Origin of the sequence: Pontibacillus yanchengensis (assembly GCF_009856295.1) — a bacterium.
GTDB classification, from domain to species: domain Bacteria; phylum Bacillota; class Bacilli; order Bacillales; family BH030062; genus Pontibacillus; species Pontibacillus yanchengensis_A.
The window spans coordinates 300,846-316,003 of the sequence record NZ_WMEU01000002.1 but is presented as its reverse complement, the minus strand read 5'-3'; the positions used below and the strand labels follow the sequence as shown (position 1 = coordinate 316,003).

Genomic DNA, 15,158 nt, shown 5'->3' with positions numbered 1-15,158 from the left:
ATAATTCGCTTTCCTGCGGGCGAGCTGGTAAGCCTTCTCATGAAAAAACCTAGCACATAAATCACATGTGCTAGGCTCATAAGGTGATGAATAAGTTGTCACCTATTCAACTTTTACAATTTTTACATCGATGTCTCCACCAGGAGTGGCGACAGTAACCTCTTCACCAACTTCACGACCAATTAAGCTTTTTGCCATCGGTGATTCATTTGAGATTTTTCCTTCGAATGGGTCAGCTTCAGCGCTTCCTACGATTTTATAGGTTTCTTCATCCCCATCAGGAAGCTCCTGAAACGTAACCGATTTACCTAATGATACTTCATTTTTATTCCCTGCATCATTTTCAATAATCACTGCGTTACGAATCATATTTTCTACACTAGCGATACGGGACTCTACAAATGCTTGTTCATCTTTAGCAGCATCATACTCAGAGTTCTCTGAAAGGTCTCCGAATCCTCGTGCAATTTTAATGCGCTCGACTACTTCTTGACGTTTTTCTGTTTTTAGATAGTGCAATTCCTGTTCTAACTTTTCTTTACCTTCGTCTGTCATATAGTAACTTTTTTCTTCAGCCATTTTCTCATTCACTCCTTAATTCCTATGAAAAGAAATCTCCAAATCCCTATATAAAAATGAGCGGCACATAGCTGTGCGCTCAAATATTGCATGTATCCATTTTATATAGTAAGTTGGTGTTCTAGAACTACTACCACATATAATGGCAGATTTTCATTCTGTTTTCAATATCTTTTTACTAATTCTTGGTTAATTGCTGTACGACTTTTCTTCTAGAATAGTTTTAATCTTAGCAGACAATAAATCAATAGCAACGTGATTTTGTCCACCTTCAGGAATAATAATATCTGCATAGCGTTTGGTTGGCTCTACGAATTGAAGATGCATTGGGCGAACGACGTTAACATATTGTTCAATCACTGAATCAATTGTTCTACCTCTTTCTTTAATATCACGCAATAACCGACGAATAATACGCACATCTGCATCTGTATCAACAAAAACCTTAATATCCATCAAATCTCTAAGACGAGTATCTTCTAAAACCATAATACCTTCTAGAATAATAACGTCTTTTGAATCTGTTTGGATAACCTCATCTGAGCGTGTGTGAAGCTTATAATCATAAACAGGCTTTTCAATAGACTCACGATTAATTAGTTTTTGAATATGTTCTATCAACAAGTCATTGTCAAAAGCAAGTGGGTGGTCATAGTTTGTCTTCAATCGTTCTTCAAATGGAAGATGAGTTTGATCTTTATAATAGAAATCTTGTTCCATCATTAAAATTGTTTTATTGGTAAATTGTTGATTTATTGATCTGGTCACAGTCGTTTTACCTGAACCTGTACCTCCTGCAACTCCTATTACAACTGGCTTATCACTCATGATGTTTGGTGCTCCTTTCCCTTATTCTTACGCATCATGTTATATGGGTAAACGGGTTGATCTACTTTTATTTTGACGATTTGTAGTGGATGACGAGCGGCTTCCATTTGATTATCTTTCTCATCCCATATAGTTCCTACTATTTGAGTAAACCCATCTGATTCTGGTCCAAAAAACTCAATCGTATCCCCAGGTTTAAAGTAATTACGTTGTTGGATGGTAGCTATGTTTGTTTCAAGATCAAAGTCTAGTACCAATCCAGAAAACACATAGTTCGTTTTGCGGCTTTGGTTATCTTCCCCATACATTTGCTCTTTATAGCTTGGTGTACCTTCATAAAACGCAGAAGCTGTATCACGGTTTGCACATTTTGCAAGCTCCTCAACCCATTTAGGATTGATTTGGAAGTTATCAGGGTTGTCGCAGTAGGCGTCAATCACCTTTCTATATACTCCAACTACAGTAGCTACATAGTGAATGGATTTCATTCTACCTTCTATTTTCAGACTATCAATACCAATATCACACATCTTCGGTATAGACATGATTAAGTTTAAATCTTTAGGGCTCATGGCAAAAGGTGCAGAAGGATCGGTGAACATTGCTTGGTCTTCTTGTTGTTGATTGCCCGTATCTACCATCAAGTCATAGTCCCAACGACAAGATTGGCAGCAACCGCCTCGATTTGAATCTCGTGCTGTCATATGATTACTCAATGTACAACGACCTGAATAAGAAATACACATAGCTCCATGAATAAATGCTTCAATTTCAATATCCACTCTTTCTTTCATCTGCTTAATTTCTTCATGCCCTGTTTCTCGAGCAGTAACCACACGCTCTAGTCCCTCTTCTTTCCAAAACTGAACAGCCTTCCAATTAGAAAGAGACTGTTGAGTACTTAAATGCACCTCAAGGTTAGGAGCTACACGTTTACATGTTTCTATAATTAAAGGATCAGCTACAATAATTCCAGATACACCTGCTCCTTGTATATCCTTTAGATACTCTTCTAAACCACTCATATTTTCATTGTGAGCATATATATTAGTGGTTACATATATTCTAGCATTAAATGAATTTGCGAATTCTACTCCTTCAGCCATCTCCTCAATGGAGAAATTATCAGCATTTGAACGCAAACCAAAATCCTTCCCACCAATAAATACTGCATCTGCTCCGTAACGAACAGCAATTTTCAATTTTTCAAGATTCCCTGCAGGTGCAAGAAGTTCAGGCTTTTTAACAATCTTTCTCTTTCCATCAATAACTTTTGAAATTTGCTCTAGAGCCAACGTTCATACCTCCTTAATACACCGTTTCTTTAAAGAAGAAGCCTGTATCTAATGGGCGGTTTTTAGGTTGAATGTCTGCTATGTTATGATATAAGTCTTCTCTTATATCAAAATAGGCATCTTCATCTTCTAATAAGGCATCAATAGCTTTTCGATAAGCTTCTGTTACAGCTTGCAAGTACTGAGAAGATTTTAGAATTCCGTCTATTTTCAACGAGTCAATACCTGCTTCAACTAATTCATCTAACTCATCTATCATACAAATATCGTTAGGACTCATAATGTGAGTTCCATTTTCATCTTCAAATACTGGATAAGAATTATCTCTCTCTTGATCATAAAGATACAGATTTTCTTCTTGGCCCTGGCGTTGAATTTCCATCGTTTTACCTTGGTAACGATAATAATTACCTAGTAACATTCGTTTCGACTGGAACATACAGGTCATACCATGCACTTGAACTTCGATTTCTACTTCAGCATGATCCTTAATTTCAACTACTGAATCTAAATTAAGTTCTCGAGCAAGTACTGCACGTGAGGCACCTTTACGGCCCCAGTAATTGCATGTGTACCAGTTTGTAGCTGTGGTTTCCGTATTCCAATGTAGCTTCATATCTGGTGCTACTTCTCTTGCAGTCATTAACACTGCAGGATCTCCAAAAACGATAGCATCTGCTCCTGCATTTTTCACAAAATGAATGTAATCAGCAAGTGAATCCACTTTTTCATTATGAAAGATAGCATTCATTGCTACATAAACTTTTTTTCCCTTTTCATGAGCTATTTCAATTGTTTTTTGTATATCGTTTCTATCAAATTCACCTGCTAATCGTAAGCCGAAATACTCCTCACCTACTAGAAAAGCATCTGCTCCGGCCTCAGTTAATACAGAGATATCATTCACACTAGTTGGAGTGACTAGCAACTCAGGTTTCGTCATATCATTCACCTCTTCACACTTACTGCGATTCCATCACCAATTGGTAAAATGGTTGTTTTATAATGAGGATGTTCCGTGAGCCATTCATTATAAGCACGAATTTTATTTGCAATTTTGGCTTTATTGGAACCATCATTTGGGTTGTCGGCTACGTATCCTTTAAACAGGACATTGTCTGATAACACGATTCCCTCAGAATTTAGATAGGTAGTGTATCCTTCAAAAAAGCGTTGATATTGTCCTTTTGCCGCATCGATAAATAAAACATCAAAAGGACCATACTGTTCAATGTCTCCCATGACTTCTAACGCATCGCCAAATACGACTTGAATGCGATGAGACAAACCAGCATGCTCTATGTTCTGAAGAGCTTCGTTATATCTGTTCTTATCTCTTTCAATTGTTGTAATCATAACGTCTTTTACACTTCTTGCCATTTGTATAGCAGAATAGCCTATGGCCGTACCAATCTCTACTATTCGCTTTGGTTGTTTTATACGTATCATTTGTTGAACAAAATCCATTCCTAAAGGATCCATGATAGGTATGTCATTTTTCCAAGCATACTCTTCTAATGACTGAGTAAATGTATCTTTTTGTTCAATAGTTGACCGTAAGTAATCTAATTGAATGTCATCTAACATCCATATACCTCCTTTAGGAATTGCACAACAATTTATAGGATATGTCAATACAACCCTATAATTGTAGCATAACTAAAGAAAGGAATGCGAGTCCATAATCGCATTCCTTTCGTATATTCCTTAATTTAAATGTTTATCTACTAGTTGTTTATGTGCCTCAAAATCTTTTGCATAATATATTTCACCATCTGGAGCAGCTACAAAATAGAAGTAGTCTGATGAGGTAGGTTCCACAACTGCTTGTAAAGAATTCTTAGCAAAGTTTGAGATTGGACCTACAGGTAACCCTTTATTTTGGTATGTGTTATAAGGGGACTCTACCTCTAAATCTTTGTGTAGCACCCTGTCCTTATGCTTTCCTAAAGCATATAAGACAGTTGGATCTGTTTGAAGAGCCATATCATCTTCAAGACGATTGTAAAAAACACCTGAAATTTTCTTTCGATCTTCTTTCGTTCTAGCTTCATTTTCAATCAGAGAGGCCATAGTGATTGCTTCATGGACCGTCAAACCTTGTTCTTTAATACCACCTAACATGGGGGTGACAATACTTTCCGTTTTCTTTATCATCTTCTCTACAATCTTTGTTGTAGAAGGACTTTCTTCGAAAAATTGGTAGGTGGCAGCAAATAAGTATCCTTCTAGTGGTGTTCGAATTTCTGGGTCTAGTACAGCTTCTGAGAGAATACTAGGGTGTTGATTAATCAATGTTTGAATATATTCTACATCATTTACTTTCTCTAAGAACTCTTCCTTCTCAATATCTGTTTTCTTAGAGTAAATATCCGCGATTTGATCAATGGTCTTCCCTTCAGGAATCGTTACAGTTAATACAGGTTCCTTCATCACTTTACCAGTTTTAAGAGCAGATATTAGTTCATCCATCGTAATCGCAGAAGAGAATTGATATTCTCCTGCCTGAAACCCTGATTCATTTTTAAATTTAATATAAAAGCGAAATACTCGACTATCTTTTATAACCTCATTCTTTTCTAGAATCTTAGATATTTCAGATACAGAAGAACCGATAGGAATTTTAACTTCTCTTTTTTCTTCATCACTAGGATCAACAGGTTTTAATGCGGAGTTAATATATACATAGCCAGATACCCCCACTATAATAATCGCAAGTACGAGAGCTGTTAATGTAATTCCAACTATTTTTCGTACAGTGCGAGCTTCATCTGTTCGTTTTGATTGGTTTTCATTTTTTTGGTCGTCTTTTTTCGACGGAGTCATGACAATTCCTCCTTTCATCCGCTCCATTATACTATAAAATGACAAGCACTATCCATTATTTAGTGTGAATTTGTATAGAAGAAAAGCATTTATACAATTATTAAGCCTATGATGTGTGAGTTTGATGGGAATATTTGAATCTATGTACCCATCATATTTCTATATAGAAAAGCTATGGTAATCATTTATTTTTCTATATGGAAACTAAAGAACAAAAGTTTATTCAGGTAAAGAGGCATAATGTGGAACACCTAAAATCGAGATAGTTTTAGGGAGAGTGAGGTGTTTCCGTTGTGTTAAGTGGTGGGCCGGGAATTAGCTCGCTTTCCTGCGGCCTCACATGACGTGAGGTCGGTGGAGTTTGCTACAGGATGTAGCGCGTTAAAACATCGGCTCTGGAGCGACTTTCCCTGCTTTCGGAGCGAGAATCAAAAACAGGAGCTACTTTTAAAAAATAGGAGCGACCGCCCCAATTTACCAGCTCGCAACAGGACGAGAGGTGTTCCCGAGGCCACATATTTTTCTAACTAAAGAGTCGAAATCATCCCTTTTATAACGAATAAAAAGAAATTATCTCGAACTCAAGCCTTCAAGATAATGGGGCTATTATGGAATAATAAATCCACTATCTAACAGATATAAAAAGAGCCTACCAACGGCAGGCTCTTTTTAGCAATTTATTCGTCATCTTCTGTGAAGGTATTTAATACTTCCTCAACCATTTCCCATTCTTCATCTGTTTCAATTTGATAAAGGGCTAGATCGTCTTCATCATCATCTTTTTCTTCATAACGGAATGCAAATACTTCTACTTCTTCTGTCTCTTGTTGCTCTACTGGAACAACAGCGATGTAAGAGTGACCTGTCTGGTCTACATCAAATTTAAATAATACTTCAAATAAATGTTCTTCCCCGTTTTCATCTGGGATAATAATGCGCTCTTTTTCTTCTAGTGCCATGTTGTCACCTATCCTTTCGAATCTAAATAGCCCTGTAGAATAATTACAGCTGCCATTTTATCAATTACTTTTTTTCGTTTGCCACGACTCATGTCTGCATCTAATAAAACCCGTTCAGCAGCCATCGTCGTTAAACGCTCGTCCCATAGGTCTACTGGGAGGTTGTAATATTCTCGAAGCTTCTCCGCGAACTCCTGACAAGCTTCTCCACGTTCGCCTATCGTACCATTCATGTTTTTCGGGAGTCCAACAACTAGCCTTTCCACTTCATGGTATTTCATGTATGGGTCTAGTTCTTTAAAAGCTTTTTCATAGTCGCCTTCTTCCCAGTAAAGTGTTGTAATGCCTTGTGCAGTCCAACCAAATGCATCGCTTACTGCGAGGCCTATCGTTTTTTCTCCAACGTCTAACCCGATTATCTTCATGTTACTCCTCTTGTTGCTGTTGTTGTTCAAGATAAAATTTGACTAATTCTTCGATTAGCTCATCACGTTCTATTTTACGAATCATATTTCGCGCATCTTGATGACGAGGGATATAAGCTGGATCCCCTGATAAAAGATATCCTACAATTTGATTGATAGGATTATAGCCTTTTTCTTTTAACGCTTCATGAACAGAAAGTAATACCTCTTTGACGTTATCATCAAATGGTTCTTCTGCGAAATTAAATTTCATGGTCTTGTCCATGGAACTCATCGAATCACCTCTTTAATAGATGTACCCACTTATCTCCTCCATGTATGCAGCATGAAATTGACAATGTATACGTATTTATTCCATTATAACGAATTATTGGCTCGAAGAAACAGATTCAACATATGTTTTTGCATAGGAAAGTGCTTCTTCGACTTGTTCAGGGTTTTTACCCCCTGCTTGAGCCATGTCTGGACGACCTCCGCCGCCGCCTCCACAGCGTGTAGCGACTTCTTTGATTAAATTACCTGCATGATATCCTTGTTCGATTAAATCTTTTGAAACACCAGCTGCAAGTTGTACTTTCCCATCATTTACGGCTGAAAGGATAATAATACCAGATGTCATTTTTTGTTTTACATCATCTACCATATTACGTAATGCATTCATATCAGAGACGTCGACTTGCTTGGCTAGCAAGTGTACCCCTTCTACTTCTTCAAACTGATCAAGAATGGAGGAAGCTTCCATATTAGCAAGTTTTGCTGCATAGGAGTCTTTCGCACGTTGGATATCTTTCATTTCCTGATACAATCCTTCAATACGTTCCGGTACGTTTTCTGGTTTTGTTTTCAATAAGTCGGCAGCCTGATGGAGAATTTGTTGCTTCCCGTTCATAAACTGGTATGCGCCTTTACCTGTAACAGCTTCTATACGACGTGTACCAGCACCAATACCAGACTCAGACACAATCTTAAACAACCCTACTTCCGCTGTGTTCATAACGTGGCAACCACCACAAAGTTCAACAGAGTAATCATTCATTTTCACAACACGTACGGTATCTCCATATTTTTCACCAAAGAGTGCCATGGCCCCCATCTCTTTTGCTTCATCTAAAGAGTGGTAGTCGATTGCTACAGGTATAGATTCCCATACTTTTTCATTCACAATGGTTTCAATCTGTTCTAGCTCTTCTGTTGTGACAGAACCAAAATGGGAGAAGTCAAAACGTAAACGATCTGGTGAAACCATTGAACCTGCCTGATTAACGTGGTCTCCTAACACATCTTTAAGAGCTTGATGCAACAAATGGGTAGCTGTATGGTTTTTCACTGTATGGGAACGAGAAGAACGCTCTACGCTAGCCTTCACTTGATCTCCCTTACGAATGGCTCCTTCTTGAACGATTGCGTGGTGTAGATTTTGCCCATTAGGCGCTGTTTGTACATCTTGAACAGCCAATGTCGCTTCTTCTGTTTGAATCCAACCTTTGTCAGCAATCTGTCCACCACTTTCAGCATAGAATGGTGTTTGTTCTAGGAAAAGGTAAACCTCTTCCCCTTCATGAGCTTCTGAAGCAAAGGCTTTCTGTTTCACAAGTTCTGTAATAGTAGTGTATGTCTCTATTTCATTGTACCCTACAAAGTCACTTTCTACAGTTACTTCACCTAGTACACCTTCTTGAACGCTCATAGAATCCACTTTTTGTCTAGCGTTGCGGGCACGCTCACGCTGGCGTTCCATTTCTTGTTGAAAGCCTTCTTCATCTAAAATAAAGCCTGCATCGTGGACGTATTCTTCCGTCAGTTCTTTTGGAAATCCATATGTGTCGTATAGACGGAATACTTCAGTACCCGGAAAGACATTCTTCCCTTTTTCGGTTTCCTGTTTAATGATATCTGTTAATCTAGAAAGGCCATCATTCAGCGTTTCATGGAAACGATCTTCCTCGGTTTTCATTACATTTGTGATGAAGTCTTGCTTTTCTTTTACTTCCGGGTAGAAGTCCTCCATAATCTCCGCTACATGAGGTACTAGATGATACATAAATGGCTTTTGTATTCCAATTTGTTTAGCAAAACGAACTGCTCTTCTTAAGAGACGACGTAGAACATAGCCCCTTCCCTCATTGGAAGGTAAAGCACCATCCCCTATAGCAAAGGTCACTGTTCGGATATGGTCCGCAATCACTTTATACGCTACATCTTTTTCAGGATCCTCTCCATACTTTCCATCTGCAAATTGTTCTGTTTGCTCGATGATTGGTTTAAACAAATCTGTTTCAAAGTTTGTCGGAGTATCTTGTATAACCGATACAATTCTTTCTAATCCCATGCCTGTATCAATGTTTTTCTTAGGAAGAGGGGTGTACGTATCATCTGGATTATGATTGAACTGAGAAAATACCAAGTTCCATATTTCTAAGTAACGCTCATTCTCTCCACCTGGGTATAGCTCAGGATCTTTTGGATCATTACCATATTCTTCTCCGCGGTCATAGAAAATCTCTGTATTTGGACCACTTGGACCTTCACCGATGTCCCAAAAGTTCTCTTCCAAACGGATGATTCGTTCCTCGTCCACACCAACTTTATCTCTCCAGATTTCATAGGCTTCATCATCTTCTGGATGAACCGTCACACTTAAGCGTGCTGGTTCAAACCCAATCCAGTCAGGACTCGTTAAAAATTCCCACCCTAGTTCAATTGCTTCTTCTTTAAAATAGTCACCAATAGAGAAATTCCCTAGCATTTCAAAAAAAGTATGATGTCGGGCGGTTTTTCCCACATTCTCAATATCGTTGGTACGAATTGATTTTTGTGCATTTACAATACGTGGGTTATCAGGAATAACTCGTCCATCAAAATATTTTTTCAGTGTAGCAACACCACTATTAATCCATAGTAATGTAGGGTCCTCATGAGGGACTAAGGATGCACTCGGCTCGACACTATGCCCTTTTTCTTTGAAGAAATCTAAGAACATTTGGCGAACTTGTGCAGAAGTTAATGTTTTCATAATATGTTCCTCCTTGGATAAGGTTGGTTAATATATTTGTAAATGGAGTTTTCCCACGAAATTAAACATAAAAAAACTCCCGTCCTGCAATTAACTGCAGGGACGAGAGTTGATATTCGCGGTACCACCCTGGTTATGAATGGAAATCCATTCATCACTCAATGAAGACACTGTCTTCCATCGCAATAACGGCGCGCTACCGGCGGAAATTACCCGCACTCCGGATTAGCCTTCCATGACCCTTCATCCAAAGCACCTTCCAGCCAAGGGTGCTTCTCTCTATTTTGGACGGTCTGCCATGTACTCGATCCATCTTCGTATTTTGTATTAGATTACTCTTCTATGCACGTTAATAAACGTAACTTTAGTTCACTAACCTTTATTAGTTAGGTATTTGTTAAGTATATGGTATCAAAAATTATAGAGAACTCTTGTTTAAATGTCAAACCTTGTGACGATGTAATCGAATGTGATGTAAGATTACCCGAATTATAGTAAGCACTGGAACGGCTACAATCATTCCGATAATACCTGCCACCTCTTCGCCAACTAATAATGCTAAAATAATGAGGACAGGATGAATGTGCAAACTCTTCCCTACTATAAAAGGAGAAAGTAAATTTCCTTCTATAATCTGTACAATCAACACAATTATGCCTACTAATAAGACCATTTTTATTCCCATCGTAAACGAAATAATCAATGCTGGTATAGCTCCTAAAATAGGTCCGAAATAAGGAATAACATTTGTTATACCCATTATTCCACCTAAAACAAGGGGATATTTCATACCAATCAGCCATAACATTAGAATAGAAATCATTCCTACGAAGAAACAAACAAGTAATTGTCCACGAATGTATCCCCCTAGGCTCCTATCAATTTCACTCAACACTTCTTTACCTTCATTTCTGTACTTTGAAGGTGTGAACTGCCATAACAAATTTCTCATAATTGGAAAGTCTTTTAGCATATAAAAAACTAAAACTGGAATGACAGCAATGATAATGACAACATCAAATACTCCTGTCAACTTAGTACCAATAGAAGCTACTGCGTCTTCACCCATTCTTTCCACATTTAAGAGGATGCTGTCCATACGATCATGAACCGTTTCTGGTAAAAAAGACGTTTTTTCATACAGACTATAAATCCACGTTCGATAAGTGTCCACAAACCCAGGAATATTATGAATTAAATCCTTTAACTGTTTCAAAAAAACCGGATATGTTTTATAAACAACATATCCAACTCCACCAAAGAAGAAAAGATAAATGATCATAATCGCTAACCATCTTGGCAAATGTTGCTCATGAAGTGCTTCTACTATAGGATGAAGTAAATAGGCAAGAAACATGGAAATAATAAATGGTATCAATAACGTTAAGATAATTTGTAAAAAAGCTTCATAGAAAGGGTATAACTTCATGAGTAAGAAGACAATTAACAGGACTAATAACGTTAAGATGCTTCGATAAATCCACTTCATTGTTGTACCCTGTTGTTGACTATCCAATGGAAACACCGCCTTTCACACGCCTCGATGAACGCTGGAGCTAGACATGTAAGCGCAAATAATTAACTTTCTTTCCTTGTAAAAAAGGCAGACTCTTTACTAGCAGTCTGCCCCATTTGCATTATTCAAATGCTTTTCGTACTCTCTTTCGCATACGCTTCATTGATTTTTGAGAAAAGAAATTATTATTCTTACCTCTTCGTCTTCTCCTCGAGTATAGTGCGGCACCTACCCCAAGAGCTGCAAGAGATGTGAATGTTCTATTCATCCGCTTCACCACCCTAAATGGATTTACCATTGGGCTGCTTGTTCTTCTTCTCCAAATAAATCATCGAGAGAGCTTAGGGAACCATCTTCTTCTACCTGATGAACATGAACTTTATTATCTGTAATAGAAAGCTCAATGAAACAGTTCCAGCAATAGTATTGATTACTTCCAATCTTACCGATATCTTTACGATTACAATTTGGACAATGCATACAGCAGGCACTCCTTACCGAATAATTCCTTCTGCATGACATTGTTACCAACTCATTGCCAAAACATACATCTTAAGTTGAAAATTGGCACCCAATGGTAGGTTCACCGAAACAGGTGAACATCTATAGTATGTGCGGATCACATAAAGTCATAAGGGGAAAGTTCTTCCTCATTTTCATTGTCATCTGTTGGGATTTGGTTAAATAAAACATCCATACGTTCATGTAAAGAAGTGTAACGACGATTGGTATCAACTGTTTCCACACCACGTCGGAAGGCTTGTTCATCTCCACAAATAATGAGAGACCTCTTACTTCGCGTCACAGCTGTATAAAGTAAATTACGACGCAACATTCTTGAGTAGCTTCTTACAACAGGTAAAATCACAATCGAGAATTCACTGCCTTGGGATTTATGTATGGAGGTACAATACGCATGCATCAATTGAGTTAAATCTTTACGTGAATATTCAACTTCCTTACCTTCAAACGACACCACAAGCTTTTCCTTTTGTTCCTTTGTCTCATCTTCTTTAAAGATTGCAGCGATTTCACCTATATCTCCATTATAAACTCCAGATTCTGGCTGATTAACAAGTTGAATGACCTTGTCACCAGTTCGATAAATGACTTCTTTGGTTTTCATTTCTCTTTTCTGCCGACTAGGAGGGTTAGCTAATTGTTGGATTTCTTGATTGAGTCGATGAATGCCAATTTTCGATCGATACATGGGAGCCAAAATTTGTATATCCTTTAACCTGTGCCCTTTTTCCATTGCTTTTTCATACACGGTCTGAATAACATGAAGTACTTGATGCTCTACGCAAGAAATAAAATTAAAGTCTTTTGCTTTAGCCAGTGATTGTGCATTACATCTTCCTTGCTTCATATCATGGGCTAGCTGAATAATTTTTGACCCTTCTTTTTGACGATATACTTCTTGGAGCTGTGTGGCAGGAATTAAGTTCGTTGTAAGAAGATCAGAGAGAACTTGACCAGGTCCTACAGAAGGCAACTGATCCTCATCTCCAACGAGTAACACTTGCATATCTGAAGGAATAGCCCTAAATAACTGATTGGCTAACCAAATATCCACCATGGAAAATTCATCGATAATAAGAATCTTTCCATCTAATTGATGATCCTGGTCTCGCTCAAACGTTTCTCCACCATTCCAACCTAATAATCGATGAATGGTAACAGCAGGTATGCCTGTAGATTCATTCATTCGTTTCGCAGCACGTCCAGTAGGAGCTGTTAGTAAAAACGGAAAGGATTCTTCAGCATCGTAATCAGCAGGTTTTAACGATTTACGATTTAATTTTGCATAAGCAGTTACAATTCCTTTTATGACGGTTGTTTTTCCAGTTCCTGGACCACCTGTTAGAATCATTAAATTTGAATGTAGCGCTTTTTCAATTGCGTCAAATTGCTCCTTCCCATAGCTGATTTCTTCCTCATCTTCAATTTCTCCAACAACTTTCATTAATTCTGCTTGGGAATACTCTTCTTCCACTTCCCCCATTAATAGCCGATGCAATTGCTCAGCAAAACCTGACTCAGCATAGTAAAGGGAAGGTAAATATATATTCCCTTCCTCTTGAATTAATTTTTCTTCTTCAGCAAGCTGATTAATTTCACGGGAAATAACGTCAGATGTAACCGAAGAACTGTCATTATTTAACACGTTTTGAACTTCCTCAACTAACACATCGTAGGGTGCGAACACATTCCCCTGTTGAGACCATTCATTTAGAGTGTAAAGGCACGCGGCCTGAATACGTGTTGGATGATCAAAGGCTATGTTGTGTTTAGCTGCCACTTCATCAGCACGTTTGAAACCAAACCCATTTATATCAAAAACAAATTGATATGGATTTTCTTGTAAGATTTCTAAAGCTCGATCTTGATACGTTTCGTAAATCTTTTGTGCCATCTGTAAACCAAAGCCATATTCAGAAAGCGAAATAACGATATGTTCAAACCCCTGATGCTCTTTAAGATCTGCCACTAGTTGATCTGCTTTTTCTTGCTTCATATAAGGAACATCTTGTAAAACAGACGGGTCTTGAAGAATTTTTGGTATTGCTTGTTCACCAAGAACACCAACAATTCGTTCCGCAGTCCTTTTTCCAATCCCATAAAACAAATCACTTGATAAATACAGGACGACCCCTTCTTTTGAGGTAGGGATTTCTTTTTGATAATGTTCTACATTATATTGTTCACCGAATTTAGGATGGTGGATTAGGTCCCCATAAAAAATGTAATGTTCTTTCTCATCTAGACGAGTGAAATGACCTTTGACGACAATTTCGCTTTCTTCAATGGATTCATTCGTTTCTACAATATGTATTAAGGCAATGGAAAAGTGCTCATCCTCATTATGATAAATCATACGGATGAGCTCTCCTTTAATAAATCCTTTTTCGGTTTTGAATTGTTCTTCCATTTGCTTTTCCATTGCGATGTTCTCCTTTTATTCCTCTGTATCTTGATTTAGAGCTTCTTCAACTTTCGCTTTTGCATGTGAAGCTAACATGTGATCAGGTTGAATCTCTAGTGCTCGCTGGAAATGATCCATAGCTTTATGGGGATCCTCTTTATACAATAAGGCTACACCTAGGTTATAATGAGCATCACTATGCTCCTCATCTAGTTGAATCACTTTAAGGAACGTACTTATAGAATCATCAATTAAATCTACTTGAGCTAAACACATTCCATATTGAAAATGTATTTCCGAATCTTCTGGAGATAATTCGGTAGCACGTAATAAATACGGCATCGCCAACTTAAATTGTTCTTGATATAAAAGTGTTAGCCCTAACATATAGTAAGCATCGCTTTCTTCTAGCCCTTTTTGGATAGCTTGTTGGAAGGGTTTTTGAGCTTTTTCATATTGCTCTTGTTCATAGTAAACATTCCCTAACCCGTAATAAGCTGTTGCTGCGTCCTGATCCACTTCAATTGCTTTTTCGAAAAAGCGCTCTGCTCTCTCAGGATCGTTCATATGAAGAAGTAGATTGCCAAAATTGATATATCCTAATGGTTCATTAGGGTTTTCATCAATTGCTTGTGTAAAGCTTTGAGCAGCTTCTTCATATTGTTGTTCTTGCATATATTGTATTCCTTGATTGAGATGATCCATAGATGTTTCCTCCCATTTATTCCTTACAAAATTATACACTCTATTGCCATGAGGTATCAGTTCGTTAATTCGTTGAATCATATGCA

At 37.8% G+C, this 15,158-nt stretch carries 15 protein-coding genes and 1 other annotated feature; all 15 genes read right to left on the bottom strand.

Annotation, left to right across the window (positions count from 1 at the left end; all coding sequences use genetic code 11):
* Nucleotides 1-102 precede the first annotated feature (102 nt).
* The 15 genes from greA to GLW08_RS08635 all read right to left on the bottom strand — a co-directional run bounded on the left by greA (nucleotide 103) and on the right by GLW08_RS08635 (nucleotide 15,072).
* On the bottom strand, nucleotides 103-579 hold the full coding sequence (greA, locus tag GLW08_RS08705; RefSeq protein WP_160848245.1) for a transcription elongation factor GreA: 477 nt from the start codon (nucleotides 577-579) through the stop codon (nucleotides 103-105).
* Nucleotides 580-768: 189 nt separating this feature from the next.
* Nucleotides 769-1,407: a uridine kinase gene (udk, locus tag GLW08_RS08700; protein ID WP_160848243.1), complete on the bottom strand. Its 639-nt coding sequence runs from the start codon at nucleotides 1,405-1,407 to the stop codon at nucleotides 769-771.
* Nucleotides 1,404-2,702 (bottom strand): peptidase U32 family protein, encoded by a 1,299-nt coding sequence (locus tag GLW08_RS08695; protein ID WP_160848242.1) that lies wholly within the window; start codon nucleotides 2,700-2,702, stop codon nucleotides 1,404-1,406. Before GLW08_RS08695 ends, udk begins: the two co-directional genes overlap by 4 nt.
* A gap of 13 nt (nucleotides 2,703-2,715) precedes the next feature.
* Nucleotides 2,716-3,645: a peptidase U32 family protein gene (locus GLW08_RS08690; protein WP_160848240.1), complete on the bottom strand. Its 930-nt coding sequence runs from the start codon at nucleotides 3,643-3,645 to the stop codon at nucleotides 2,716-2,718.
* A gap of 5 nt (nucleotides 3,646-3,650) precedes the next feature.
* Entirely contained in the window at nucleotides 3,651-4,289 is a 639-nt protein-coding gene (locus GLW08_RS08685) for an O-methyltransferase (protein ID WP_160848238.1), read from the bottom strand.
* Nucleotides 4,290-4,409: 120 nt separating this feature from the next.
* Complete coding sequence (gene mltG / locus GLW08_RS08680; RefSeq protein ID WP_160848236.1) at nucleotides 4,410-5,528, bottom strand: endolytic transglycosylase MltG; 1,119 nt, start codon at nucleotides 5,526-5,528, stop codon at nucleotides 4,410-4,412.
* A gap of 677 nt (nucleotides 5,529-6,205) precedes the next feature.
* A complete protein-coding gene (locus GLW08_RS08675; protein ID WP_036823782.1) occupies nucleotides 6,206-6,487 on the bottom strand; it encodes a DUF1292 domain-containing protein in 282 nt (93 codons plus the stop codon).
* Between the two features lie 8 nt (nucleotides 6,488-6,495).
* Nucleotides 6,496-6,912, bottom strand: coding sequence for a Holliday junction resolvase RuvX (ruvX, locus tag GLW08_RS08670; RefSeq protein ID WP_160848234.1), 417 nt, complete (start codon nucleotides 6,910-6,912; stop codon nucleotides 6,496-6,498).
* 1 nt (nucleotide 6,913) lies between these two features.
* Nucleotides 6,914-7,186, bottom strand: coding sequence for an IreB family regulatory phosphoprotein (locus GLW08_RS08665; RefSeq protein ID WP_036823788.1), 273 nt, complete (start codon nucleotides 7,184-7,186; stop codon nucleotides 6,914-6,916).
* Nucleotides 7,187-7,279: 93 nt separating this feature from the next.
* Nucleotides 7,280-9,925, bottom strand: coding sequence for an alanine--tRNA ligase (gene alaS, locus GLW08_RS08660; protein WP_160848232.1), 2,646 nt, complete (start codon nucleotides 9,923-9,925; stop codon nucleotides 7,280-7,282).
* 95 nt (nucleotides 9,926-10,020) lie between these two features.
* Nucleotides 10,021-10,250: a binding site (T-box leader), on the bottom strand.
* Nucleotides 10,251-10,367: 117 nt separating this feature from the next.
* Entirely contained in the window at nucleotides 10,368-11,441 is a 1,074-nt protein-coding gene (locus GLW08_RS08655; RefSeq protein ID WP_160848230.1) for an AI-2E family transporter, read from the bottom strand.
* 121 nt (nucleotides 11,442-11,562) lie between these two features.
* The gene (locus GLW08_RS08650; RefSeq protein ID WP_160848229.1) at nucleotides 11,563-11,709 is read right to left on the bottom strand and encodes a YrzQ family protein; all 147 of its coding nucleotides are present in this window, start codon (nucleotides 11,707-11,709) and stop codon (nucleotides 11,563-11,565) included.
* 23 nt (nucleotides 11,710-11,732) lie between these two features.
* The gene (locus GLW08_RS08645) at nucleotides 11,733-11,921 is read right to left on the bottom strand and encodes a DUF2797 domain-containing protein (protein ID WP_160848227.1); all 189 of its coding nucleotides are present in this window, start codon (nucleotides 11,919-11,921) and stop codon (nucleotides 11,733-11,735) included.
* 139 nt (nucleotides 11,922-12,060) lie between these two features.
* Nucleotides 12,061-14,385 carry an ATP-dependent RecD-like DNA helicase gene (locus GLW08_RS08640; RefSeq protein WP_160848225.1) on the bottom strand — a complete coding sequence of 775 codons (2,325 nt, stop codon included), beginning with the start codon at nucleotides 14,383-14,385 and terminating at the stop codon, nucleotides 12,061-12,063.
* A gap of 15 nt (nucleotides 14,386-14,400) precedes the next feature.
* Nucleotides 14,401-15,072 carry a tetratricopeptide repeat protein gene (locus tag GLW08_RS08635; protein WP_160848223.1) on the bottom strand — a complete coding sequence of 224 codons (672 nt, stop codon included), beginning with the start codon at nucleotides 15,070-15,072 and terminating at the stop codon, nucleotides 14,401-14,403.
* Nucleotides 15,073-15,158 lie beyond the last annotated feature (86 nt).

Excerpts from the sequence above, each read along its gene's own strand:
- GLW08_RS08685 (WP_160848238.1), bottom strand. The coding sequence starts at position 4,289 with ATGTTAGATGACATTCAATTAGATTACTTACGGTCAACTATTGAACAA.
- GLW08_RS08665 (WP_036823788.1), bottom strand. The coding sequence starts at position 7,186 with ATGAGTTCCATGGACAAGACCATGAAATTTAATTTCGCAGAAGAACCA.
- GLW08_RS08650 (WP_160848229.1), bottom strand. The coding sequence starts at position 11,709 with ATGAATAGAACATTCACATCTCTTGCAGCTCTTGGGGTAGGTGCCGCA.
- GLW08_RS08640 (WP_160848225.1), bottom strand. The coding sequence starts at position 14,385 with ATGGAAAAGCAAATGGAAGAACAATTCAAAACCGAAAAAGGATTTATT.
- udk (WP_160848243.1), bottom strand. The coding sequence starts at position 1,407 with ATGAGTGATAAGCCAGTTGTAATAGGAGTTGCAGGAGGTACAGGTTCA.
- ruvX (WP_160848234.1), bottom strand. The coding sequence starts at position 6,912 with ATGAAGATAATCGGGTTAGACGTTGGAGAAAAAACGATAGGCCTCGCA.
- mltG (WP_160848236.1), bottom strand. The coding sequence starts at position 5,528 with ATGACTCCGTCGAAAAAAGACGACCAAAAAAATGAAAACCAATCAAAA.
- GLW08_RS08635 (WP_160848223.1), bottom strand. The coding sequence starts at position 15,072 with ATGGATCATCTCAATCAAGGAATACAATATATGCAAGAACAACAATAT.
- GLW08_RS08675 (WP_036823782.1), bottom strand. The coding sequence starts at position 6,487 with ATGGCACTAGAAGAAAAAGAGCGCATTATTATCCCAGATGAAAACGGG.
- alaS (WP_160848232.1), bottom strand. The coding sequence starts at position 9,925 with ATGAAAACATTAACTTCTGCACAAGTTCGCCAAATGTTCTTAGATTTC.
- GLW08_RS08645 (WP_160848227.1), bottom strand. The coding sequence starts at position 11,921 with ATGCATTGTCCAAATTGTAATCGTAAAGATATCGGTAAGATTGGAAGT.
- greA (WP_160848245.1), bottom strand. The coding sequence starts at position 579 with ATGGCTGAAGAAAAAAGTTACTATATGACAGACGAAGGTAAAGAAAAG.
- GLW08_RS08690 (WP_160848240.1), bottom strand. The coding sequence starts at position 3,645 with ATGACGAAACCTGAGTTGCTAGTCACTCCAACTAGTGTGAATGATATC.